Origin of the sequence: Exiguobacterium aurantiacum (assembly GCF_024362205.1) — a bacterium.
GTDB classification, from domain to species: Bacteria; Bacillota; Bacilli; order Exiguobacteriales; family Exiguobacteriaceae; genus Exiguobacterium; species Exiguobacterium aurantiacum_B.
The window spans coordinates 750,855-774,949 of sequence record NZ_CP101462.1; the positions used below are offsets into that span (position 1 = coordinate 750,855).

Genomic DNA, 24,095 nt, shown 5'->3' on the forward strand with positions numbered 1-24,095 from the left:
AAATGACAATTGCCTCGAATGAAAAACTATGGTAATTTCATAACGTAAAGGTTATATAACGGATTTGTTATACAGAGAAGGAGAATGACGATGCATACGGTAGATGACTTAAGTAAAGTGCTCAAAGTGCTCGCCGACCCGACGCGCTTGACGATGCTCAAGCAAATGCAGGCAGGGGAGCAGTGCGCCTGCAGTTTTGTCGACTGTTTCGACATCTCGCAACCGGCCATCAGCCGTCATTTGAAGATGATGCGCCAAGCGGGACTGTTGTTGGAACGCCGCGACAAGCAGTGGATTCACTATCGGTTGAATGAGACGAGCCCGTTCTATGCGATCGTCGTCGAGTTGCTCGACAACATCGAGACGGTCGATGCGAGTTGTGACTGTGAAACGGACTGTGCGATATAAGGAGGAGTCAACGATGAAACTTGAAGTGTTCGAACCAGCCATGTGCTGCCCGACCGGACTGTGTGGTCCGTCAATCGATCCCGAACTGACGCGGATCGCCACCATCCATTACGTATTGAAACAACGCGGCTTTGATGTGGCCCGTTATAACCTCGCCTCCGAGCCGAATCGGTTCGTCGAGAACGCCCACGTCCAAGCTGAAATCGCGAACGGCCTCGAGACGCTTCCGCTCACCGTCGTCGACGGTGAAATCGTCAAACGGGGCGCTTATATGACGAACGAGGAAATCGCCCGATTGACAGAACTCCCGGTCGAGGCGTTCGCCATGCAAGACGGCGAGAAACCGAAAGTGCGCATCACGCTCAAAAAATAAGGAGGCGCGTCAGAATGAATCGCTTTGACTTCACGACAATCGAGCCGACCCGTTACGTATTTTTGACCGGGAAAGGCGGTGTCGGCAAAACATCGACGGCGTCGAGCCTCGCCTTGACGCTCGCTGACCGAGGAAAACGTGTCTTGCTCGTCTCGACCGACCCGGCGAGCAACCTTCAAGACGTGTTTGAGATGGGGCTTGACGAGACACCGCGCCTCGTCCCGGAGACAGGGCTCGCCATCGCGAACTTCGACCCGGAAGAGGCAGCGCAACAATACATGGAACGTATGGTCGGCCCTTATCGCGGCGTGTTGCCGGACGTGGCCATCCAGTCGATGGAAGAGCAACTGTCCGGTGCCTGTACGGTCGAGATTGCGGCGTTCGACCAGTTCACCGAGCTGTTGACGTCCGAGTCGGCACGTGAGACGTACGATCACGTCATCTTCGACACGGCACCGACCGGTCACACGTTACGGTTATTGACGTTGCCAAGTGCGTGGGATGAATTTTTAGAGACGAACACGACCGGTGCGTCTTGCCTTGGTCCGCTCGCTGGTTTGGCTGACAAGCAACTGCAGTATAAACGGGCCGTCGAGACGCTCACCAACAGCCAGGAAACGACGCTGTTGCTCGTCGCCCGTCCCGAGACGTCGACCCTCGTCGAAGCTGCACGTGCCGCGACCGAACTTCACGCGATCGGGATCGAACGGATGCAACTCGTCATCAACGGCATCGTCGCAGTCGAAGAAGGGACGGACCGCTATACGAAACGGTTCATCGAGCGTCAACAACAAGCGCTCCGTGAACTTCCAGACGGCGTCGCCGACCTCGAGACGTTCACGCTCCCATATGCCTATGAGAACCTCGTCGGTGTCCCGGCGCTCCGACGTTTTGTGAACGGAGAGACGGTCGTCGTCCCGGACACACGTTATGACACGAATCGTTACGGATCCATCGATCGTCTCGTCGACGAAATCGAGACGGACGGACCGAGCGTCATCATGACGATGGGGAAAGGCGGGGTCGGCAAGACGACGCTCGCCTCGCTCGTCGCCGTCGCGCTCAGTGAGCGCGGGCATGCCGTCCATTTGACGACGACGGACCCGGCCGCACACGTCGCTTTCACGATCGGTACGGACGTCCCGGATACGTTCACCGTCGATGCGATCGACCCGAAATTCGAGATCGAGAAGTACCGGATGGATGTGTTCCGTGAAGCGGGGGATATGAATGACGAGCAGCGTATGATGCTCGAAGAGGACTTGCGTTCGCCGTGCACCGAAGAGATCGCCGTCTTCCGCGCCTTCGCCGATCAAGTGGCGAAAGCGAAAGACCGCTTCGTCGTCATCGATACGGCGCCGACGGGTCATACGCTGCTCCTCTTGGATGCGACGGAGAGCTATCACCGCGAACTCGAACGCTCGACCGGCGTCGTCCCGGAAGCGGTCCGCGAGCTGTTACCAAGACTGCGCGATCCGAAACAGACGCACGTCGTCATCACGACCCTCCCTGAAGCGACACCGGTGTATGAAGCCGAGCGGCTCGTCGCTGACTTGAAACGGGCAGAGATTCAACCGTTCGCCTGGTTCGTCAACCAATCGTTCACACCGCTCGACGTGACAAGCAAGCTGCTGACGGCGAAAGTCGCGAGCGAGGCGCCTTGGCTCGAACGTGTGAACGTTTATCCGCGCCCGACGTTACTCGCCTGGCAAGAACAACTGCCGGTCGGTTACCCGGCGCTCTCACAACTATTGAAGGAGGAAGTAACATGAACATTACGAATGAAGCGATCGACTTTATGAAAGCGGCACTGGCCGAGGAAGCGACGAAATCGGTCCGCATCTGTACCGAAGCCGGGTGCTGTGGCCCGACGCTCGGTCTAGTCGTAGCGGCTCCGGAAACGACGGATGACGTGAAAGACTTCGACGGCCTCACGTTCGCCGTCGCGAAAGATGCCGAAGCGATGGCGGAGAACGTCACGATCGACGTCGAGTCGACAGAAGACGGCGTCAGCCTCGTGCTTCGCGGCTTACAACAGACTTGCTAAACAAATAGAGAATTATTGGAGGAACTCATTGTGCAGTGGATTGCTAGTTTGATTTTCTTGGTGACGCTTTTCCTCATCATCAAGCAACCGAAAGGCCTCGGCATCGGTTACTCGGCGATGGGGATGGCGGTCATCGCCCTACTCACCGGGGTCGTCAATTTGGATGACGTCGGTACCGTTTGGGGCATCATTTGGAACGCGACGTTCACATTTATCGCCATCATCATCATCTCGCTCATCTTGGACGAGATTGGCTTCTTTGAATGGGCCGCCTTACATATGGCCCGCATCGCCAAGGGCGGCGGCGTGAAGCTATTCGTCTATATCACGTTGCTCGGTGCGCTCGTCGCGGCGTTGTTCGCGAACGACGGAGCGGCACTCATCTTGACGCCGATTGTGCTCGCGATGGTGCGGGCGCTCAAACTGCCGGACGCGGTCGTGTTGGCGTACGTCATGGCGTCCGGGTTCATCGCCGATACGGCGAGTCTTCCGTTCGTCGTCTCGAACCTCGTCAACATCGTCTCGGCCGACTTCTTCGGCATCGGTTTTGCCGAGTATGCAGCGCGGATGGTGTTCGTCAACGTGTTCGCTGTGAGCGGAAGTTTGCTCGTCCTATATTTGTATTTTAAGAAGGACATTCCGAAGCAATACGATTTATCGAAACTCGTCGAGCCGGCCTCGGTCATCAAAGACCATAAAATGTTCCGCTTGTCATGGGTCGTGCTCGCACTTCTCGTCATCGGGTACTTCACGAGTGACATCGTCGGGATTCCGGTCTCGCTCGTCGCAGGCGTCATCTCGCTGTTCTTCCTCATCATGGCGAACCGTTCACCGGCCGTACCAACTCGGTCCGTCCTACGCGGCGCACCTTGGGCGATCGTCTTCTTCTCGCTCGGGATGTACATCGTCGTCTACGGCCTGCAAAACGCGGGGCTCACGCAAGTGCTCGCTAACTTCATCGACTGGTTCGCCGTGAACGCTTTCAGCGCCACGTTCGGGATGGGCTTCTTGGCCGCCATCTTGTCATCGGTCATGAACAACATGCCGACCGTCATGATCGACGCCCTCGCCATCGATTTGACGAATACGACCGGTCAGATTCGGGAAGCGCTCATCTATGCGAACGTCATCGGGTCCGACCTCGGTCCGAAAATCACGCCGATCGGGTCACTGGCCACATTGTTATGGCTCCACGTGCTCCGTACGAAAGGGCTTAAGATCGGTTGGGGTCAATACTTTAAAGTCGGTATCATCTTGACAATCCCGACGCTCGCGATCACGTTGCTCGGACTATACATCAGCCTATTACTTTATTGAGGAGTGTCTATTATGAAATTGGTCATCATCGGTTCAGTCGCCGCCGGTACGTCGGTCGCGGCAAAAGCACGTCGTAACAACGAAGACGCACAAATCACCATTTACGACCGCGATTATGATATCTCGTATTCAGGTTGCGGCATCCCATATTATGTCGGCGGCGAAGTCGAATCGCGTGACGATTTGACGCCTCGCGACGCGGCATTCTTCAAGAAGCGCTATCAACTTGACGTCATGACGCGTCATAACGTGACGGCAATCGACTCAGGTGCAAAGACGATTACGGTCGAGAACCTCGAGACGGGCGAAACGTTCACGGACAGCTACGATTCGTTGGTGCTCGCGACAGGTGCCTCGAGCATTATCCCGCCGATTCCAGGAGTCGATTCGGACAACGTGTTCCTGATTCGCAACATCCAGAACGCGGAAGCGACACGCGATTTCGTCGACGGGACGAACCCGAAACACGCAACGATTATCGGGGCCGGGTTCATCGGTCTCGAGATGGCGGAACAGCTCAAACTTCGCGGCATCGACGTGACGGTCATCGAACGCATCCCACAAGTGATGCCACCACTCGATAAAGACATGGCGTGCCGCGTCGAGGACCACCTCGAGAAGAACGGTATCGAGCTCATGCTCGGTGAGACCGTGACCGAGCTCGTCGGTGACGGGCACGTCGAACGTGTCGTCACAGAAAGTGGCAAGACGATCGACACGGACCTCGTCATTCTCTCGGTCGGAGTCCGCCCGAACACGGACCTCGCGAAGTCAATCGGAGTCACGATCGGTGAGACGGGAGCGATTGCAATCAACGAGCGCATGGAGACGAACGTGAAGAACGTCTATGCGGCTGGTGACGTCGCCGAGAGCTTCTCACTCGTCACGGGAAAACCGATTTGGCGTCCGCTCGGTTCGACGGCGAACAAGATGGGCCGTGCCCTCGGTGACTTGATTACAGGCGGCGACCTTGAACATCGCGGTATCCTCGGCACGGGCATTTTCAAAGTGTTCGGTCTCGCCGTCGCACAGACCGGTCTCTCGGAACGTGAGGCCCGCGAACTCGGATACGACATCGAAGTGCTTCATAACACGAAACCGGATAAGCCGGCCTATATGGGCGGAAAAGACATGACGATTAAAGCGATTGGCGACCGCTCGTCGCGCCAACTGCTCGGCGTGCAAATCGTCGGTTTCGACGGCGTCGACAAGCGCATCGACGTATTTGTCACAGCAATGACGTTCAAAGCGAAAGTCGACGACTTGTTCCATCTTGATCTCGCTTACGCACCGCCGTTCTCGACGACGAAAGATCCGGTCATGTACACGGGCATGGTGCTCGCGAACAGTATGGACAAAGCAGCCCGTCTCATCACGCCAGGGGACCTGCAGAAGCGGATCGATGCGGGTGAGGACATGCAAATCATCGATACACGCAAAGCCTCGCAGTTCGAGAAGGCGTGCGTCGACTGCGCCGTTAACGTACCGCTCGGTGATTTACGTGCGGCCGCCAAAGATATGGACAAAGACAAGCCGACCGTTGTCTATTGCAACGGCGGGGTGACGGGGAACGCGGCGCAAAACGTGCTCCGCAACCTCGGGTTCACCGACGTCTACAATTTGTCAGGTGGAAATAAGAACTATCAACTCTTTAAAAAATACGGGAACTAACACAAACGACGTCCGAATCACTCGGGCGTCGTTTTTTGGTATGCTGATTAGAGAGGTGAACAATATGAACTACCAAATGTTGCATGAGAAGTTCGAGCGTCGAAAGCAGTGGCTCATTTTTGAGAAAGAAGAAGTCGTCCGAAGAGTGATGATCCGTTACAAGGCACGCATCATTCCGAAGACGGACATCATGGACTTGGTGAACGATGATCAGTTGTCGTATGACCATATCTTTTGTTGTTTAACGATTGATGACCCGCGTATGATTGATAAAATCTTTACGGAAAAGGAAAAAAAGGACCATCGCTGGGAACGAGACGATAACGCACGGCGTGGGATGGTGTACAAACATAAAGACGAGGCGCATCGACGATACAATCAGTTGATCCTCGACGAGATGGAAGGACGCCGACTCGACATCATATTCGAAAGCAAGGACGGAAAGTTCGTGACAGGCTTTTTAACGAGAGATATGTCGACCCAAGTCGCTTCATATATTTATGCGCATACGGGAGCGGCAAAGTTCACGGGGCTGATTCCGCGCGCGTTGTGGCCGCCGGATGTGACCGATGAAGAGTTCAAGCTGAGCTATCGTTGGTACTTAGAGGCGTTAGAAAAATGGAAGAAACTATAAGGAACCCTTGATGCCGCGCATCAGGGGTTAGTTTGCCTTCTTTTCGTTCCACTTGCCGAGCCGGTTGCGTCCGCTCCGTTTGGCGACATATAACCCGACGTCGGCTTTTTTGATTAGTTGGCTCGACGTGGCGATTTTGGACTCTGACGTGCTGGCGATGCCGATTGAGACGGTGACGTCAATCAACGACCCGTCCGGCAACAGGAACGGCGCCTCGGCGATTTGCCGCAAATAGCGTTTCCCGATGACGAATCCTTGCGACAACGTGCAGTCAGCTAACAAAACCGAGAATTCTTCGCCGCCGTTGCGGCAGACCATGTCATCGGTCCGGGCCGTCTGCGTCAACCGGTTGCCTAATTCGACTAAGATGACGTCACCGGCATCATGGCCGTACGTATCGTTGATCGATTTGAAATGATCGATGTCGAGGAAGAGCAAGGCGACGTCTTGCGTTCCATTGAACACTTCTTCGTCGACCCGTTTCATCTCTTCCTCGAAGCGGCGGCGATTGCCAAGTCCGGTCAACGCATCGGTGAAGGCCGCTTCTTTATATTTTGAAATGAGTCGTTCCGAGCGTTGAATTTTATGGATGCCTCCGTAGACGATATGGAGAAGGAATCCGGCCGAGTAGCCGATGGTGATGAAGGCGAAGAGCGTCATCACATACGTTTCGGCTTGATTATAATTGCTGACGTTTAACAATGAGAACAGCGAGATGAATCCGAGGCTGATTGCATTGACGATTCGGATGTCCCGCGCCGGTTTGATTCGTTCACGGAACCACATGAACGCGACAGCGACTGACGCGGCGAGCGTGTAGTCGAGAAACGCGATCAACAAAAGCGTCTCGGTCAAGATGAACGGCAAAACGAGAATGCTCGCGACATACGTGATGCGTACACCCGTCAGGCCAAAATAGAGAGCCGACATGATGATGGGGACAAACCCGTATTGAAAGTCGGCTTGCGCGTTCCACAATACGCCGTGGAGGGTGATGACAATGGATAGTCCGGCGAGTAAGAAGGAGATGGTGACTTGACGCCGGAGCGGGAGCTTTGTCGTCACGCCCAGCTTCGTGAGGCGCGAGATGATATAGAGGCCGACCAGTAATAGACTGGCGTTGGCAATCAAGTTGTTGATGAGGTTCGTAAGTAACATATATTAAAAATTCCTCCTCTAACTTCTATATACAGTCCAATCAAACGATAATGCAATCGTTTTTTTAAATGGAAAATAGAGGGTGATTCCCAACCGATGGCGCAAAGTGGAAGGCGTTAGGTGTTTGTCTAGAAAAACATTGAATTCCGAAAAGGGAACGTTTACAATTTTTGTGTAAGCGTTTTCCTAAATTGATGCTACAAGGAGGGACCCACATGGTCAACAAACGATGGAAGCAGGCATGGGCAGTTGTGCTAACGTTTGCACTAATGTTCTCAATGTTTCCGATGTCATCGTCCGCTCTCGATAAAGGCAAGTCGACGCTCGTCGTCGTTCACTATCAAGAGGCACCGGACAATCAAACGGATTGGAACTTATGGCTTTGGGCGAATAACCCAGATTATTTCCCGAACAAAGGCTTCGCCTTCAACGGCGAGGACGACTTCGGCAAGGTGGCGGCCTACGAATTCCCGGTCGACTCACCAGAAAAGCTCGGTCTCATCGTCCGCACGGACAACTGGGAGAAAGATAAAGGGTCGGAGAACGACCGCTTCATCACGAGCGATATGATTAAAGACGGCGTTGCCGAAGTGTGGATCAAGTCAGGCGACTCGACGATTTATACGTCGAACCCGGACGGGGAGACGGCAACAACGGACGTGGATATGAAAGTTCATTACTTCCGTTACGACAATACATACACAGACTGGGGTCTTTGGACGTGGCCCGACGGTGGTGACGGTCAAAGCATCAACTTCGATGAGACGGACGCCTTCGGCGGCGTCGCGAACGTGACGTTCGCCAACCCGGACGCGAAGAAGCTCATCGGGCTCGTCACGAAAAAAGGGGAATGGGCCGAAAAAGACGGCGAAGACCGGTTCGCGCTCAGCACCGCGAAAGAAATTTGGCTCGTCGAAGGCGATTCGACGATCTACTACTCAGAACCAGTTATCGACCGCTCTCCAAAAATCATCTCGTTCGAGGCGGACACTTTCCGTCAAGCGGAACTCACGCTCAACCGCGTCATCGATGAGAAGTTCTTAAGCGAATTGGCAGTCGAAGGTGCGACGGTTGAATCGGTCGAGAAGACAGGCGACAAGTCTGTCACCGTCCGTTTCAGTGCCGACATCGACTTGGCGGCAGTCATCACGGCGAAGCACCCGACGTTCGGAGACAAAGTGCTTCAAGCGGGCGACGTGCTCCGATCACCGGAGTTCGACGCGAAGTACGCCTATGACGGCAAGCTCGGCGTGACGTACAAGCAGTCAAAATCACAGTTCGTCCTCTGGGCCCCGACGGCTCAAGACGTCAAGCTCGAACTATGGAACATGCCGAAGACACGTCCGGCTTCAGATAAAGATTTGAAGAAGACGATCTCGATGAAGCGTGGCGAGCGCGGCACGTGGGTCGCTGAAGTACGCGGCGACTTGGACGGCATCGGTTACACGTACAACGTCAAGCACGCGTCAGGTAGCGTCCGTGCGGTCGATCCATATGCGACGGCGGTCGGTGTGAACGGGGACCAAGGGGTCGTCGTCGATTTGAACGAGACGAAACCGAAACGTTGGAACTCGATGAAACCGAAACTCAAGCAACGGACAGATGCCATCATCTATGAGACGCACGTCCGTGACTTGTCAATCTTTGACGTCACGTCAGACAAGTATGACTCAGGCATCACGAACAAAGGCAAATATCTCGGCGTCGTCGAGCCTGGGACACGTCTCCTCGTCAACGGCAAGAAGACAGCGACGAAGACGGGCCTCGACCATATGAAAGACCTCGGCGTCACGCACGTCCAGTTCATTCCGGTATACGACTATAACACGGCCTCGGTCGATGAGACGAAACCGGACGCATCATACAACTGGGGGTATGACCCGAAAAACTATAACGCGCCGGAAGGCTCGTACTCGACGAACCCATATGACGCCAAAGTCCGGATTCGCGAGATGAAACAAATGATTCAAGGGCTCCATGACAACAACTTGCGCGCCGTCATGGACGTCGTTTACAACCACATGTTCGATGCCCAGGCGTCGAACTTGCATAAGATTGTCCCAGGATACTACTATCGTTACACTGAAGGCGGCGACTTCGCGAACGGGACGGGCGTTGGCAACGATACCGCTTCGGAACGCAAGATGATGCAGAAACTTATCGTCGACTCGGTCGTCTACTGGGCGAAAGAATACCATTGGGACGGATTCCGTTTCGACCTCATGGGCATCCATGACGTCAAGACGATGAACCAAGTCCGTTCGGCCTTGAACAAGGTCGATCCATCAATCCTCGTCTTCGGCGAAGGTTGGGACCTCAGCACACCGCTCGACCCGGCGAAAAAAGCGAACCAAAAGAACGCCTATAAGATGCCAGGCATCGCGCACTTCAACGACAACATCCGCGATGGTTTGAAAGGCAGTGTCTTCGTCGACACGGACAACGGCTTCATCAATGGGAAAGCTGGCCTTGAAAACCGCATCAAGACAGGCATCGTCGGCGAGATTGACTATAGCGCCGACATCAAAGGCTTCACGAAAGAACCGACGCAAGCGATCACGTACGTCGAAGCGCACGACAACCACACGCTCTGGGACAAGCTCGAACTCACGAACGCGAAAACGTCGGAAGCGGACCGCACGAAGATGCACCGTCTCGCGTCGAGCATCCTCTTGACGAGCCAAGGCACGACGTTCATCCATGCCGGTCAAGAGTTCATGCGGACGAAAGAAGGCGATCACAACTCGTACAAATCGCCGGACCGCATCAACCAAATGGACTGGAAACGGGCCGCTGACCGTAAGGCGGACGTCCAGTACATGAAAGGCTTGATCGAGATGCGTAAAGACAACCCAGGTCTCCGCATGACGAAGGCGGTCGATGTGAAGAAAAACTTGAAATTCTATAAAGCCGAAGCGAATGTCATCAGCTACTCGATCGATGACAAAGCACCAGGCCAGAAGAAAGACTTGTTCATCACGCACAACGCCAACGCCAAGACGGTCAAAGTAAAGTTGCCGAGCGGGCAATGGAACCTTATCGTCGATGGGAAACAAGCGGGCACGAAGACGATTAAACGCGTCTCTGGCACGGTCGATGTACCGGCTTATGGCTCGGTCGTCGTGAAACAGCGTTAATCAGGAGGCCACGGCTCAATCGAGCCGTGGTCTTTTTTAATGGTTAAAATAATGACATTAATTTGAAAATATGTACAAAAGAGAGGTTGTTCCCCTTATTTTCAAAAACAGAAGCGTATCCGCCTGTCCCCATCTTATATAATCAAGATAATACGATATTCATGTGATGAACGTCACGCCGGGGAGTGGTGGAAATGGGCTTCTTCCGACAATGGAAGCATGCATTGGAATCAAACGTTGAACAACTGGAGCGTGGGGAACGGATCAATATCGACCCGTTGCTGCTCGATCAGTATCCGGACGCCGTCTACGTCTTAGATTGTGACTTGAAACTCGTCGACTCGAATGAAAAACTATCGCTTCTCTTCAACGGGGAGGAAGAACGGTTCGTCCATCCGGCCTCATGGTTGCCTGTGACGGAGAGCGAACGTGTCCAGACGTTCCATCAACGGTCGCTCCAAGGCGAAACGGTGCATTATGAACTCCAAGCGCGCAATGCGCACGGACGCTCGATTCATCTATCGATCACGAATACGCCGCTCTATACCGGCCGGGTCATTACGGGCCTTTACGGGGTCGTCAAAGATTTGACGACGCAGACGGAGCTGCGGGAACGCTACAATCGGTTGAAAGTGAGCCGGTTGCTGTTTGAACGCATCCCTGGGCTCATCTTGATTGAGCTAGACCTCGAGACCGGTGCCTTTTATCATTCCCCGCAGACGGGGAACTTGCTCGGTTTGACGAAACGACAGCTCGCGGACATGAAGCGGGAGGATTTCCGGAAATTGATTCATGAGGATGACCGGGGTGCGTTCGCGGCGGCAATCGAGACGTTGCTTCACGATCACGCTCAATTCGAATATGAGACGCAACTTCGCGCCTTCAATCCGAAAATAAAACAATATTTGGAGCTGATCGTTAAAGTCGGTGTCTCGAAAGACCGAAAAGCTGTCACCTGGGCGATGTTCGACGTAACGAACCTGGTCACGGCCGAAGAAGAACTGACGAAAGAACGGTCGAAAGTGAGACAGTTGTGTGAGATTGTCGACTCGGTCATTTTTGAGCGCTATTTCGAATCGAAGCAATTCAAGTTTTTAACGCCAGGCTTCTCGCTCATCTTCGGTTATACGGAAGACCAATTCAACGCCCATCCAGATTATTGGCAAAAAGTTGTCGTCCCGGATGACATCCCGAAAATCAAACAGGCGCGGGAAGTGACGTTGAGCGGCAAACCGTCGACGTTCTCATACCGGATTTTCGCCAAAGGGAACGTCAAGTGGATTGAAGAGAACCGTGAGCCGATTTTCGCGGAAGATGGGCACGTCATCGGCTTCCGGACGCTCGTCAAAGACATCACGCAGTTGAAGGAGCAGCAGGAAGAGATTTGGCGTCTCGCCTCGCTCGACCCGATCACGAACATGCCAAACCGTGAGTCGATCACCGAATCGGTGTATCACTTGACCCGGAAGCGCGACCCGTTCACGTTGTTCTCGCTGTCGTTCAACCGAATCGCGGAAATCAACCATACGTTCGGCTACGAGCTCGGCGACGAGTGGCGCGTCGCGACAGTGAATCAACTGATTCGTCTCTTGCCGAAGGACGCGCTTCTGGGGCATTTAGACGCTGACAACGTGCTGATCGTCTTGCCGCGACGCATGGAGGACCCCGAAGTGCTCGCGCTCGGACAGAAACTCGGCACGCTCTCGACCCATCGCTTCCGCGTCGACGTCTATGACTTGTTCGCCCGCATCTCGATCGGGGTGAGCCGTTACCCGGAAGACGGTGCACAAGCGAGCGAGTTGATTAAGCACGCCTGTATCGCCATGAACCGGGCCGATAAGAAAATCGAGGCCCAGTTGGAGCTGTACTCGTCGCAAATGGACATCGAGTCGTTGAAGCGGTACGAACTGCTGCGGGATATGCGAGGGGCCCTTCAAAACAAAGAGTTCTACCTGATGTATCAGCCGAAAGTGAACGCATGGACAGGGCAGATCGTCGGAGCCGAGGCGCTCATGCGCTGGACGCATCCGACGTGGGGATCGATCTCACCGGCCGAGTTCATCCCGCTCGCCGAGGAGAGCAGCCTTCATCTAGATTTGACGAACTGGCTGATCGAAGAAGTGTGCCGCTATTTGATGACGCTCCCGAAAAAAGTTCCGATTTCGATTAACGTGTCGGCCAAATATTTGTATCAAGAGCATTTCGAGCATGTGCTCGAGGACACGCTCGCCCGTTATCATATCCCGGCGAGCTATCTCGAAGTCGAGATCTCGGAGACATCGCTGTTAGAGGACGCCCAGCAAATCACGCAAGTGTTTGGACGTTTGAACGACCTCGGCATCCCGATCGCTTTCGACGATTTCGGGAAAGGTTACTCGTCGCTCGCTTACTTACAGGCGTATAGCGCCCAAACGATTAAAATTGACCGGGTGTTCGCCCATAACGTCAACCAAAGCCGGAAGGCCCAAGGCATCATTCGGAGCCTGCTCCTCATCGCCGAAGAGTTTGGGATGAACGTCGTGGTCGAAGGTGTCGAGATGATGGACGATTTGCTCCGTCTCCGTGAATTCGGTTGTCATGTCATCCAAGGATATATTTTCAGTCGTCCACTCAAGGAGGCCGAGTTCGAACAAGCGCTCGAAACGGGGACGCTGACCCCGATTGAGGAGTATGTCGAGATGATCCCATCCGCGAGCCGGCTGATTCATGCCGGCATCACAATCACGCGCCTGCGTAATCAAGACGTCGCGGTCGGCACGTCGCCAATCGTCATCATGCGGCGCGGCTTCAAGACGATCGCTTTCTATGGAGCGATCCGCCTGCCGGTCGACAGTGATCTCAGTCTCGTCATCTTGCTCGACGAGGGGATGGCGCCACTTCCGATTCAAGTGACGCGACTGACCGAGCTCGCCAACGGACTGTACCAATACGAGGCGTCGTATGAACAGACGGTCGAACTCGAGAAACGGTTGACCGCTCTAGAGAGCGAAAAACCGCGCGGCTTCACGATTCAGAAAGCGAAAGACTTGATTGATCAGACAGATTGAGAGCGAGCCGGCACCGGCTCGCTTTTTCTGTACGCTAAAACTAGAAACCTGTAGCAATTTTCTCTAAGATGGAGGGGACAGACACGAAGAGGAGATAGACAAGATGGACATGCAAGCAGCCCGACACTTTTTCTCACAACTAGAAGGCGATTATACGGAGCGGCTCGAGGCGATTGCCGTCGAAATCGAGCGCACGGGGACGTATACGCTCACGACCGACGAGTTGACGGAAGGCGCGACACTCGCCTGGCGCAACTCGAACCGATGCATCGGTCGTTTGTTTTGGCAGACGCTCACCGTCCGGGACGCCCGGGACGCGGAGACGTTCGATGACGTATTCGAGGCGCTCGTCAGTCATTTGCGGTATGCGACGAACGGTGGGAAGATCCGCTCGACGATGACCGTGCTCCCGAACAAGTTCCGTTTGTTGAACGCGCAACTCATCCGCTACGCGGCGTATGAGTCGGAAGACGGCATCATCGGTGACCCGCTGTCGCTGACGATCACGCGCCAGGCCGCAAGGCTCGGCTGGAGTGGTGCTGGGACTGCGTTTGACGTCCTACCGCTCCTCATCACCGACGGGCGTGAGGTTCGGCTTTATGAACTGCCGGACGACGCGGTGCTCGAGGTCGACATCCGGCACGAGACGTACGACTTATTCGACGGTCGCCACATCAAATGGCACGCCGTCCCGGCTATCGCCGACATGGAGCTCGAGATTGGAGGACTGCGTTTCACATCGGTCCCGTTCAACGGGTGGTATATGGAGACGGAGATTGGCGCGCGCAACTTGGCCGATTCGGATCGCTATGATTTATTGCCGCTCGTCGGCGCGTCGCTCGGGCTCGATACATCGAAAGAACGGACGCTTTGGCGCGACCGTGCCCTCGTTGAGTTGAACGTCGCCGTCCTGCAGTCGTTCGAGCGGGCCGGGGTGACGATCGTCGACCACCACACGGCGGCGAAACAGTTCAAACGGTTCGAGAAAAATGAACATGACGCCGGGCGTGACGTGACCGGTCAATGGAGCTGGCTCATCCCGCCGTTATCACCGGCCGCGACGCACGTGTTCCATCGCCATTACAATGACGAAATTGTGACGCCGAACTTGTTCGCGCGCTCCGGTTGTCCATTTTCTGCGTTTCAAGCGAAGGCAAAAGAGGAATCAAAAGGCTAGAACCGAAACGAGAGGATGATGAACGTGGCAGTCCCAATTTGGAAACGTGCTGTTGCCAGTCAAATCGACCAATTCATTTTTCAGACGCCCGCGAAACTCGTCGAGAAGACGATTCGAAAGAAACTATGGCCGGATAAAAAAGTGAAACGTTACTACTTGCCGACGCTCGTGACGATTGCCGGGGAAGTGTACTTCCTGCTCAATAAAAATGGGCAGACGATCGGAGACCAAGTCGTCGGCATTAAAGTCGTCAGCCAAGACGGACGCCCGCTCTCGCTCGAGCAAGTCGTGAAGCGGACGCTGTATAAAGACGTCGTCTATCCGGCGACGCTCGGACTGCCGCTCTTAAAGGCGCTCCAACAAATCAAGGCGGGCAAAGAGACGGAATTGCCGCATGATGAATTTGCCCATACGAAACTGATTTCGACACGATGAGTCGAAGGCTAAGACAGAGCGACGACGCGTCGCCCTGTCTTTTTTCATGAGAATCGGTCGGAAAGGAACGAATCCGAAAAATAAGGTATAATGAAAAAGGAAAAAATTGAACGATCAACGGAGGATTTTTGTTATGACCAAAATCGCATGGATTACCGATAGTATGGCCAATTTCTCGAAAGAAGAGGCGGCCCGTCTCGGTGTCGATATCGTCCCGATTCAATTGATCGTCGACGGCAGCGGCTACAGCGAAGTCGACCTCTCAATCGAGGATTTGCACCGCTACATGATCGACCAAAAGAAAGAGGCGAAGACGTCGCAGCCGATCTTTGGCGACTTCATCGCCCGCTATGAACGTTTGAAAGAAGAAGGCTACGACTGCGCCATCGCCGTCCACTGCTCGAACGGCTTGAGCTCGACTGTGAAAAACTCGAGTGCCGCGGCAGAAGCGGCCGACTTCAAAGTGTACACGGTCGACTCACACGCAGCGCTCGAAGCGCAGCAAGAGCTCGTCCGGCTCGGTCTCGCTGCCGAGGCTGAAGGCAAGTCCGCCGAGGAGATCGTCGCCCTGCTCGAAGCATGGCGCGACAAGAAGAACTTCTTTATGATCATCGGCAACATGGAAACGATGCGCCGTGGCGGTCGCGTCTCATCAGGCGAAATGTTCCTCGCCAACATCCTGAACATCAAACCAATCATCACGCTCGATGAGACGGGGAAAGTCATCCCGTTCAAAAAAGCACGGTCGCTCAAGAAAGCGTACGCCGAGATGGTGACCGAGCTCGAACGCCGCCACGCCGCGAACGGCATTCACAACAACCGAGTCTTCGTCCAGACGGCGCTCGCCCCGGAGATGCAAGACAATCTTGTCGCGCTCATCCAGGAGAAATTGCCAGAGATTGAAGTCGTCAAGACGCGTTTCTGTCCGTCGATCGCGGTCCACGCAGGCTTCGAGACGGTCGGGGTACTTTGGCTCAACGCTTAAGTTAGGAGGGAGTTTGATGGAAGCTGTCACCACACTTTCGGCGTTACACGACCGGATCGCGGACTCGGAGCAATTGCTCGTCTACGTGTCGCATCCGACCTGTAGCGTCTGCCACTCGCTCAAACCTCAAGTCGAGGAGATGTTGACGGAGTTCCCTGATATCGAGGCGGTCGCCATCGATTCGGATCAGGTACCGGAAATTGCCGGCGCCTACTCGATTTTCACCGTTCCGGTCGTCTTATTTTTCCTCGACGGCAGAGAGACGCTCCGCCGGGCCCGGTTCGTCCCAATCGGCGAGCTGACCCATCAACTCGAGCGTCTCCAAGAGATGCGCGGCTGAATCCACAGACACACGTCTGTGGTTTTTTTTTGATTGTTTGCGTCGGGCAAGGGGAATCAAGACAGTAGTTGCGTCACTTTTTCGAATGAAGAAATGGGGAAACACTGATGGAAATCATACGCCACTCCGAATGGGCAGGCACGAAGCTCACGCTCCATCTCGTGTCGCAAATTCTCGGGAAAATCAAACTTGGACTCGCCCCGCAAGAACCGCAATGGGCCCACGTCACGTTGCCGCTCACCGTGAGCGGATTTTCGACCGGGCCGCTTTGGAGCGGGGAGACGTTGTTCGACATCGACGTCGATGTCGCGGCTTCGGCCATCACGGTGCAGGTCAAAACCGCTACGACCGTCATTCCGCTGACGGACGGGACGTCAATCAAGTCATACTACGACGCGATGGTCGACGCACTCCATGCATCTGGCATCACCGTCACCATTAACCCGAAATCGCAAGAGATGCGCGACATCTGGTGGCTCGACCGCGATGAGACCCCGCTCGCCTATGACACATCGACGGCCCTGAAAGGGGTGCGCCTGTTCCAGTACGCTGCGCGGGAACAAGCGGTGTTTCTCGCCCCGCTGCGATGCCGGAAAGTGAAGCCGGCCTTGTTTTGGGGCACGTTCGACGTGTCATCGCTCATCGTCTACGGAAAATCCGAGCCGTTCCCCGAGGACAAGGTGATCGAGAAGGCGGCGTTCGACGAGCACATGATCGAGTTCGGCTTTTGGCTCGGCGACGAGTCCGTCGACGTGCCGACGTTCTTCATCTTGCCGTATCCGTTTCAATACACCGACCTCGGCTCGGAGCGGCTTCAACCTGTGGACGCCTACTACGACTCCAAGATGAGCGAATGTTTTTTGTCGATTGAGCACGTGAGTCGGGCAGATGACATCCAAGCCTTCTTCCGGACGTCGTTCGACCTGTTGAGTGATCAACTCGGGTGGGAAGGGCGCGCACATTATTTCTTGCCGCTCGATATGCCGGCGCAACCAAAACAAGAGCCCACAGACGAAAGTCTGTGAGCCCTTGTTTAGTTTAACGTACGGTAGCGCGTCGTGCGACCGTTTCCGACACGGGTCACTTTTCGTTCAGCTATCAACTGTTCGATCAGTTTTCGGACAGTCCCTTTGCTTTTATTCAAATAGGCTTCGAGTTCTCTTGTCGTAAATTCGGACTGTTGACTAAGCCATTGTTCGAGTTCGTTCTCGTCAGAGTCTGGTGTCGTTAGCTGTTGTTTAGGCAACGTCATGACAAAGGCGTTCGGACTCGTAGTCCAGAATGGTCGTTCGAGACTTTCTTTGTAGCTTTCTTTGATTCGTTGTAACCCGGTACCATAACTTTCAATCCATTTCAGACGATACAATACATTGGCTAGTTTTGGATTACGGCTCTGAGAAATGCCTAAATTGATATCCTCGATCGTTAAGCCCTTCACGAGTCCGCCCACCGAGACGATTTCGATTCGGTTTTGGAATAAATGAATCAAGATGCTACCGCTAAAACTATAATCGCGATGTGTAACGGCATTTACAAGAGCTTCTCGCAAAGCAGGACTAGGATAACTTTCGGTCTCGAGCCGTTTTAGACCGACGAAGCGCGCTGACGTGGCATTGTTCAGACTAAGGTATTCATAGACGGATTCGACTTGTGCGAGAATGGAGCCGCTAAATTCTTTACGATCTTGAAATTCAAGCTTGTCGTTCCCTAAATAGCGGGCGCATTTGATTGAGTGTTCGCATTGGTCAGAAAGAAGGAGCCCTAAATTTGTGTAATAGCCATCATCTGTCATCAGGCCAAGTGTACGTTGTTGCTCGACACCAAATTTGATGTTCGTTTGAGCAAAAAAATGAGAAGCTTCCTCGAAAGTCAGTTCCTGTTTCAAACTACGCATCGTTTCAAAGTTCGTCCCATCTGATTCGATAATCATTTGGCGGATGTTTTCTTCAGAGGCATTTGTGACAGACGTACCGTACCGAATGAAAACACCCGACGATTTCATGCCTTTTCTCTTCAAATGATAAGGGCGTCTCGCTCCGCGGGCCACAGCTATCTTTATGACCTCTTTTTTGTCGAGCTCAACCACTTCTAAATATAAATGTACTAGAATATCTGGTTGAATGTTGTCATGTAGCTTGTTTGATACTGCTTCGAGTTGTTTATGTGCGTTAGGGACACCGAGGACGGTACCATCATCTTCTATACCGATATAAAGAACACCACCTTGCGTGTTGGCGAACGCAATCACTTCGTGAACGACAGCGTCTGTAAGTTCTCGCTTGAACTCAACCGTAGGCGACTCTTTCATATGATTCACCTCTAATCTATTATTTGTATAGATTAATTATAATCGATTATAATCGATTAATCAAAAAAGATCGATTTGGACGGGAGTCCGAATCGATCACCATATTTAACCTTCAGTTGTCTGCGGCACGAGGTAAATCAAGCCGAACGGGTTATGGAGCAAGTTGTCGATTGACGTCCGCTCGTCTTCACCCATCTCGACCGTGAACGTCTTGCCGTCCTCGAACGTGAAGCTGTCCCCGTCTCCGAACATCGATCCACCCGAGATGAGGTGGAAGTTGAACGAATGGACGACGTGAATCGCGTCTTCGATCTCGAGCGTGGCCGGTACGGCGACGTCGGCATGACCGAACGCTTTCATGCCCCATGAGACGTAGGCGTCTTCTTCTTCGGTGATGGCCGTGAGAAGCGAATAGTCGAGGGCGAGGTCTTCTTCTTTCGACTCCTGCCATTCGTCTTTCGAGTAGGCGACACCAGCCGTCTCGACCATGACGCCGAGTCCACCGGCGTTCAAGATCGCATTGGCCGCACGGCGAGCCGCCGCGATGTCCGTCACGTCATTGACGTCGACGATCAAATAGACGATATGCGTATGGCGCGCGAGTCCTTTCGCGATTTTCGGCGTGAAGCCACCCGAGCTGGCATGGATCATCGCCTCAGCGAGGGCCGGGTCGCGCTCGACGACTTCGACCGTGAACGCTTTTCCGGTCTCGTCTTCTAACAGCAACAGGCCGGCCATCGTGTAGCCTTCGCTATGTAAACTGATTTGTTCGCTGACTGCCTCGGCCGATGACCAGTTTCCTGGGAGGGCGAGCAACACTTGTGTACGGTTCATAAGAATCATCCTCTTCTTCAAATAGTCAGGCCCCTCATAGGGAGAGGCCCGGTCTCTTCTCTTATTATGCCCTATTTGGCGAAAAATTATTCTTGATACGTCTTCAATACTTCTTGAAGCGGGATTTGATCAATCTTGCGGCGGCTGATGAACGTGCTCGCGAAGAAGAGGAGCGTCACCGCACCGAGCGTGTACAGCACGTACACCCACTCGAACTCGAGCGGCAGGACGAGGCCGTAATCTTCCGCGAACACGACGATGATGACCCGCAAGATGATGAGGGCGATCGGGATGCTGAGAAGTGCCGAGACGAGCGCGTACATGAAGTAGCTGTTCAAAATCATCGAGCGTACCTCGCGCCGGTCGTAGCCCATCACTTTCAAGAGCGAGATGACGTAATAGTTCTTCTCGACCGTGAGCGCGGTCAAGACGAACAGGATACTGAAGGCGATCAACGCGGACCCGCCGATCATGACGTTCATCATCAAGTTCATATATTCATTGATCGACTGGGACTGCTCGATCAGTCCGCTCCGGGAGATGACCGTCGGATAATCTGTCTCATCCGGCCGTTCGGTCGCGTAAATGCCGTTGAACAAGTCACGTGTCGTCCCGTCCGACAACTGTTCGCTGAGCGTCACCCGAGGCAGATAGACGACGTCGCCCGCATACTCGTCAGCGATGCCGCGGATTCGGTAAGACAACGTCTCGTTATCGAGTTCGATGTCAATCGTGTCCCCAACCTCGAGACTGAGCTTCAAGGCGAGCGAGGCGTTCACGATGATCTCGTCTGAGGCGGGCGTCAAGTCATCTCCGTCCGCGTTGGTGAGACGATAGAGCGTATTCGTCTCATCGAGTCCTTTCAACGTGACGAGCTTGTCTTCGACGAACGCGAACGGATAAGTGAGGAACGGCTCTTGTCCGTCACGAAGCGCGGGTTGCGTCGTCGTGTATGCCTCATATTCATAGTCGGCCTCATTCAACTCGCCGACCGTCATCCGGTCGACGGCCCCGTTCATCATCAAGGCGAACACGATGAGGAGCGTCGAGAACAGGATACCGAAAAAGAAGATGATGAAGCTGCCCGTGCTTTTGACGGCATATAAATATTTGAATTTCGTCTTGCCGCGCGCGTTCCGGAGCAGACGGCTGACGATGCGGCTCAGTCGGTTCAACGAGACATTGTCTCGAGGCGACAGCAAGGCGAGGGCGCTCTCGCCCATGATTTTATAGATGACGGCCCCTGCGACGAGCGCGAAGAACAAAAGCGGGGCGAAGACGGCCGTGAGAAACACGAGCGGGCTTTGAGCGATGGTGATCGACGGCAACAGATAGAAGTCGAGATACAAATTTTTGAGCGGCTCGGCAAAGTAGAGCCCGAGGAAATAGCCGATGATGAGCATGAGCGTCGCGAACAGCAAGATGAAGACTAGATACGGCAGGGCGATTTGCCGGCGGTTGTAGCCGATCGCTTTCAAGAGGCCGATTTGCCCGCGTTCGGCCTCGAGCATGTTCGAGATCAGGATGGCGACGATGATGACGGCGATCGAGACGATGAACAGGCTCAAGCCGAGTGCCATCGCCTTACCGGACGAGATCTCGCTATAGATGGCGCCGCTTCGCATAATGTTCTCCGTCTCCATGATCGAGATGACGAACGGGAGCTCGACGTCCGTCACGACCGTCCCATCGGTAATGCCGGCGAGCCGGAACGACTCCGTTCCAACGACCTCGTCGTAGGCGGCGTCCGTCATCAGGAGGAGCGTCTGCGTGCCCGGGTCCAAGTTGAAGAAGTTCTCATCAAACAGCGGGAGCGTGTAGTCCGGGAACAAGACGAACCCGCTCACCGTGAACGGCGAGCCGAGGTCGATCGTATCACCGACCTCAATCTCGTTCTTCTCCGCATACTTCGTGTTGATGGCGACCTCGTCGTCTCGCTCAGGCCGCTTGCCCGCCTCGAGATACGAGACGTTGATCGTGTCCGCTTCTTTCAAGACGAGTCCGCGGTGCTCGCTCGATCCGAACGGATAATTGATCAGTTTCGAGGCGCGCAGTTCGAGCGTCGCGCCGTCCATCTCGTCCTCGACGGCGTCGATGCGTGCCGCGATCAAGTCATCGAACGCCGCCTCGTCGACACGTTGCAAGTCCGAGAGCGTGAAGCGGCCGGAAGCGATGAAGTCCGCCAGTTCCGGCAAGGCCGCTTCTTCTTCCGTGACCCGGTTCAGCATCTCGACGGCGAAATTTTCTTGATTCGAGGAGGCGAGGTAGTCTTCGGTCGGCACCTCGATCCCGCTGATGCCGTAAAACATCATCGTGTACGTGAGCGAGCTCATGACGATGATGACGGCGATGGCGAGGAGCTGCATCCATTTGCCAGCGAGCGTTTTCCATACGTTTTTATACAGCATCTGTCTCACCCCCAATGGATGTCGCGAGCGGCTTTACGGACCGGGTTATGCGTGTATTCCACAATCCGGCCCGAGTTCATTTTGATGACGTCGTCGGCCATCTCGCTGATGCCCGTGTTATGGGTGATGACGACGACCGTCTTGTTATATGTCTCGTTCAAGCGCTCGAGCAATTCGAGCACCCGTTTTGAATTGTCCTCATCGAGCGAGCCCGTCGGTTCGTCGCAGAAGATGATGGACGGATTTTTGGCGAGACTCCGGGCGACCGAGACACGTTGTTGCTCGCCGCCCGACAATTGGTACGGATATTTGTCACGGGCAGCCTCCAACCCGACTTGGTCTAACAACTCTTCGATTGGGAGTGGGTCGGTCGATAAATCGGCCCCGATTTGAACGTTCTCGTAGACGGTCAAGTTTTGGAGTAAATTATATTGTTGAAAGATGAAGCCGAGATGGTCGCGTCGAAACGCTGTCATCTGTTCGGACGATAAGTCCGTCAAGACGGTGTCACCGAACGTGATCGTGCCGGACGTCACCGTGTCGAGGCCGCTGATGACGTTCAACAGCGTACTCTTGCCGCTCCCGCTCGGGCCGAGGATGACGACGAACGCTCCGTCATTGATCGTCAACTCGATTTCTTTCAACGCCGCGGTCTCGACGTCCCCGGTCTTATAGATTTTATTGACGTGCTGAATGTGAATCATACCGATTCCTCCTTTGTCCGATGTTATCTTTTACCCGTTTCGAGCACATCGCGGACGGGAATATGTGAAACTTCATAGGATTTCAATTTTGAAAAAATAGTGAAACCGCTTCACCTGTGATAAAATAATATTACCAGGTACTAATTCAGATTGAAGGAGAGCTAACACATGAAAATTGCTTACATTACGGACAGTACGGTCGTCCTTCCTGATTCGATTCAGAACCACCCGGACATCCATATCGTCCCGCTCTATGTCGTCAAAGGCGACCAACCGTTTAAAGACGGGGTCGAGGTCGACGCCAAGACCGTCTACGAATGGATCGACGCAGGCGAACGCGTCTCGACGAGCCAACCGGCCATCGGCGATTTCGTCACGCTGTATGAGAGTATCAAAGACCAATATGATATGGGCATCGCCGTCCACTTGTCGTCTGACTTGAGCGGGACGTATTCGGCCTCGGTTCAAGGCGCAGAGATTGCCGAGTTCAAACTGCTCGCCATCGACTCACGGGCCGGTATTTATACGATGGGGCTCATGCTCGAAGAGTTGATTGAACGCGTCGAGCGTGGGGATACACTCGAGGACGTCGAGGCGTATATGAAACAACGGGTCGAGGACGTCCACATCGAATTGATTTTGCAAAACTTGACGCAAATGCAAAAAGGCGGCCGCATCTCGAAGTCGAAAGCGCTCATCGGTAATATGTTGCAATTGAAGCCGGTGCTTCGCTTCGAAGACGGTCTCATCGTTCCGTATCAAACGGTTCGGACGTATAAGAAGGCGCAAGCCCAACTGTTCGAAGCGCTCCGTCAAGTCATCGAATCGGGCGAGTGCACGGACGTCTCGATTTTCCACGGGAACGTGCCAGAGCTGGCCGAGTCGTGGAAACGTGAGCTCGGCGACAAAGCCAAAATTCGGGTCGACACACTCGCACCGCTCCTTGGGGCCCACACGGGGTCAGGCTCAATCGGTTTTTCGTTCTTAAAAGCAAAGTGATGACAGGATCGTGACGAGAGTCGCGGTCTTTTTTTATTGTCACAACTTTCAAACAACTGCTGGAATCTTCCACCAAAACCCTTCATACTATGTAGGAATGATAATGAAAAGGG

Annotated in this window: 20 protein-coding genes; 15 read left to right on the top strand and 5 right to left on the bottom strand. The window is 54.1% G+C overall.

Annotated features, from left to right (window positions below; translation table 11 throughout):
- Nucleotides 1–90 precede the first annotated feature (90 nt).
- From NMQ00_RS03960 to NMQ00_RS03990, 7 genes are all read left to right on the top strand, one after another.
- Nucleotides 91–408, top strand: a complete 318-nt coding sequence (locus tag NMQ00_RS03960) for an ArsR/SmtB family transcription factor (protein WP_255178031.1) — start codon at nt 91–93, stop codon at nt 406–408.
- A 13-nt stretch (nt 409–421) separates the two neighbouring features.
- Nucleotides 422–781: an arsenite efflux transporter metallochaperone ArsD gene (gene arsD, locus NMQ00_RS03965; RefSeq protein ID WP_255178032.1), complete on the top strand. Its 360-nt coding sequence runs from the start codon at nt 422–424 to the stop codon at nt 779–781.
- A 14-nt stretch (nt 782–795) separates the two neighbouring features.
- Nucleotides 796–2,553, top strand: a complete 1,758-nt coding sequence (arsA, locus tag NMQ00_RS03970) for an arsenical pump-driving ATPase (protein WP_255178033.1) — start codon at nt 796–798, stop codon at nt 2,551–2,553.
- On the top strand, nt 2,550–2,828 hold the full coding sequence (locus NMQ00_RS03975; RefSeq protein ID WP_255178034.1) for a Fe-S cluster assembly protein HesB: 279 nt from the start codon (nt 2,550–2,552) through the stop codon (nt 2,826–2,828). The genes arsA and NMQ00_RS03975 overlap by 4 nt, the downstream gene beginning before the upstream one ends.
- Before the next feature lie 30 nt (nt 2,829–2,858).
- Nucleotides 2,859–4,145, top strand: a complete 1,287-nt coding sequence (locus tag NMQ00_RS03980) for an arsenic transporter (RefSeq protein ID WP_255178035.1) — start codon at nt 2,859–2,861, stop codon at nt 4,143–4,145.
- A gap of 12 nt (nt 4,146–4,157) precedes the next feature.
- Nucleotides 4,158–5,816, top strand: coding sequence for an FAD-dependent oxidoreductase (locus tag NMQ00_RS03985; protein ID WP_255178036.1), 1,659 nt, complete (start codon nt 4,158–4,160; stop codon nt 5,814–5,816).
- 64 nt (nt 5,817–5,880) lie between these two features.
- The gene (locus tag NMQ00_RS03990; RefSeq protein WP_255178037.1) at nt 5,881–6,450 is read left to right on the top strand and encodes a hypothetical protein; all 570 of its coding nucleotides are present in this window, start codon (nt 5,881–5,883) and stop codon (nt 6,448–6,450) included.
- Between the two features lie 27 nt (nt 6,451–6,477).
- Here the strand turns inward: NMQ00_RS03990 and NMQ00_RS03995 are convergent, their stop codons facing one another.
- Nucleotides 6,478–7,608, bottom strand: a complete 1,131-nt coding sequence (locus NMQ00_RS03995) for a GGDEF domain-containing protein (protein ID WP_255178038.1) — start codon at nt 7,606–7,608, stop codon at nt 6,478–6,480.
- A 215-nt stretch (nt 7,609–7,823) separates the two neighbouring features.
- Here NMQ00_RS03995 and pulA point away from each other — a divergent pair, with 215 nt between their 5' ends.
- From pulA to NMQ00_RS04030, 7 genes are all read left to right on the top strand, one after another.
- The gene (gene pulA / locus NMQ00_RS04000; RefSeq protein WP_255178039.1) at nt 7,824–10,745 is read left to right on the top strand and encodes a type I pullulanase; all 2,922 of its coding nucleotides are present in this window, start codon (nt 7,824–7,826) and stop codon (nt 10,743–10,745) included.
- A 194-nt stretch (nt 10,746–10,939) separates the two neighbouring features.
- Complete coding sequence (locus NMQ00_RS04005; RefSeq protein ID WP_255178040.1) at nt 10,940–13,792, top strand: EAL domain-containing protein; 2,853 nt, start codon at nt 10,940–10,942, stop codon at nt 13,790–13,792.
- Between the two features lie 103 nt (nt 13,793–13,895).
- Nucleotides 13,896–14,969 carry a nitric oxide synthase oxygenase gene (locus NMQ00_RS04010; protein WP_255178041.1) on the top strand — a complete coding sequence of 358 codons (1,074 nt, stop codon included), beginning with the start codon at nt 13,896–13,898 and terminating at the stop codon, nt 14,967–14,969.
- A gap of 18 nt (nt 14,970–14,987) precedes the next feature.
- Nucleotides 14,988–15,404, top strand: a complete 417-nt coding sequence (locus NMQ00_RS04015) for an RDD family protein (RefSeq protein ID WP_255178042.1) — start codon at nt 14,988–14,990, stop codon at nt 15,402–15,404.
- Nucleotides 15,405–15,537: 133 nt separating this feature from the next.
- Nucleotides 15,538–16,389 carry a DegV family protein gene (locus NMQ00_RS04020; protein ID WP_255178043.1) on the top strand — a complete coding sequence of 284 codons (852 nt, stop codon included), beginning with the start codon at nt 15,538–15,540 and terminating at the stop codon, nt 16,387–16,389.
- 16 nt (nt 16,390–16,405) lie between these two features.
- A complete protein-coding gene (locus tag NMQ00_RS04025; RefSeq protein WP_255178044.1) occupies nt 16,406–16,729 on the top strand; it encodes a thioredoxin family protein in 324 nt (107 codons plus the stop codon).
- 107 nt (nt 16,730–16,836) lie between these two features.
- The gene (locus NMQ00_RS04030; protein ID WP_255178045.1) at nt 16,837–17,754 is read left to right on the top strand and encodes a DUF5996 family protein; all 918 of its coding nucleotides are present in this window, start codon (nt 16,837–16,839) and stop codon (nt 17,752–17,754) included.
- Nucleotides 17,755–17,762: 8 nt separating this feature from the next.
- Here the strand turns inward: NMQ00_RS04030 and NMQ00_RS04035 are convergent, their stop codons facing one another.
- The 4 genes from NMQ00_RS04035 to NMQ00_RS04050 form a co-directional block, all read right to left on the bottom strand.
- A complete protein-coding gene (locus tag NMQ00_RS04035) occupies nt 17,763–19,037 on the bottom strand; it encodes an RNA-binding domain-containing protein (protein WP_255178673.1) in 1,275 nt (424 codons plus the stop codon).
- Nucleotides 19,038–19,142: 105 nt separating this feature from the next.
- Entirely contained in the window at nt 19,143–19,871 is a 729-nt protein-coding gene (locus NMQ00_RS04040; RefSeq protein WP_255178046.1) for a DUF4261 domain-containing protein, read from the bottom strand.
- An 86-nt stretch (nt 19,872–19,957) separates the two neighbouring features.
- Nucleotides 19,958–22,279, bottom strand: a complete 2,322-nt coding sequence (locus tag NMQ00_RS04045) for an ABC transporter permease (RefSeq protein WP_255178047.1) — start codon at nt 22,277–22,279, stop codon at nt 19,958–19,960.
- Between the two features lie 5 nt (nt 22,280–22,284).
- Nucleotides 22,285–22,983 carry an ABC transporter ATP-binding protein gene (locus NMQ00_RS04050; RefSeq protein WP_255178048.1) on the bottom strand — a complete coding sequence of 233 codons (699 nt, stop codon included), beginning with the start codon at nt 22,981–22,983 and terminating at the stop codon, nt 22,285–22,287.
- A 168-nt stretch (nt 22,984–23,151) separates the two neighbouring features.
- On the opposite strand from NMQ00_RS04050, the gene NMQ00_RS04055 reads away from it, so the two are divergent.
- Nucleotides 23,152–23,982, top strand: a complete 831-nt coding sequence (locus tag NMQ00_RS04055) for a DegV family protein (RefSeq protein WP_255178049.1) — start codon at nt 23,152–23,154, stop codon at nt 23,980–23,982.
- The last annotated feature ends 113 nt before the right edge of the window (nt 23,983–24,095 follow it).

Excerpts from the sequence above, each read along its gene's own strand:
- NMQ00_RS03960 (WP_255178031.1), top strand. The coding sequence starts at position 91 with ATGCATACGGTAGATGACTTAAGTAAAGTGCTCAAAGTGCTCGCCGAC.
- arsD (WP_255178032.1), top strand. The coding sequence starts at position 422 with ATGAAACTTGAAGTGTTCGAACCAGCCATGTGCTGCCCGACCGGACTG.
- arsA (WP_255178033.1), top strand. The coding sequence starts at position 796 with ATGAATCGCTTTGACTTCACGACAATCGAGCCGACCCGTTACGTATTT.
- NMQ00_RS03975 (WP_255178034.1), top strand. The coding sequence starts at position 2,550 with ATGAACATTACGAATGAAGCGATCGACTTTATGAAAGCGGCACTGGCC.
- NMQ00_RS03985 (WP_255178036.1), top strand. The coding sequence starts at position 4,158 with ATGAAATTGGTCATCATCGGTTCAGTCGCCGCCGGTACGTCGGTCGCG.
- NMQ00_RS03990 (WP_255178037.1), top strand. The coding sequence starts at position 5,881 with ATGAACTACCAAATGTTGCATGAGAAGTTCGAGCGTCGAAAGCAGTGG.
- NMQ00_RS03995 (WP_255178038.1), bottom strand. The coding sequence starts at position 7,608 with ATGTTACTTACGAACCTCATCAACAACTTGATTGCCAACGCCAGTCTA.
- pulA (WP_255178039.1), top strand. The coding sequence starts at position 7,824 with ATGGTCAACAAACGATGGAAGCAGGCATGGGCAGTTGTGCTAACGTTT.
- NMQ00_RS04005 (WP_255178040.1), top strand. The coding sequence starts at position 10,940 with ATGGGCTTCTTCCGACAATGGAAGCATGCATTGGAATCAAACGTTGAA.
- NMQ00_RS04010 (WP_255178041.1), top strand. The coding sequence starts at position 13,896 with ATGGACATGCAAGCAGCCCGACACTTTTTCTCACAACTAGAAGGCGAT.
- NMQ00_RS04015 (WP_255178042.1), top strand. The coding sequence starts at position 14,988 with ATGAACGTGGCAGTCCCAATTTGGAAACGTGCTGTTGCCAGTCAAATC.
- NMQ00_RS04020 (WP_255178043.1), top strand. The coding sequence starts at position 15,538 with ATGACCAAAATCGCATGGATTACCGATAGTATGGCCAATTTCTCGAAA.
- NMQ00_RS04025 (WP_255178044.1), top strand. The coding sequence starts at position 16,406 with ATGGAAGCTGTCACCACACTTTCGGCGTTACACGACCGGATCGCGGAC.
- NMQ00_RS04030 (WP_255178045.1), top strand. The coding sequence starts at position 16,837 with ATGGAAATCATACGCCACTCCGAATGGGCAGGCACGAAGCTCACGCTC.
- NMQ00_RS04035 (WP_255178673.1), bottom strand. The coding sequence starts at position 19,037 with ATGAAAGAGTCGCCTACGGTTGAGTTCAAGCGAGAACTTACAGACGCT.
- NMQ00_RS04040 (WP_255178046.1), bottom strand. The coding sequence starts at position 19,871 with ATGAACCGTACACAAGTGTTGCTCGCCCTCCCAGGAAACTGGTCATCG.
- NMQ00_RS04045 (WP_255178047.1), bottom strand. The coding sequence starts at position 22,279 with ATGCTGTATAAAAACGTATGGAAAACGCTCGCTGGCAAATGGATGCAG.
- NMQ00_RS04050 (WP_255178048.1), bottom strand. The coding sequence starts at position 22,983 with ATGATTCACATTCAGCACGTCAATAAAATCTATAAGACCGGGGACGTC.
- NMQ00_RS04055 (WP_255178049.1), top strand. The coding sequence starts at position 23,152 with ATGAAAATTGCTTACATTACGGACAGTACGGTCGTCCTTCCTGATTCG.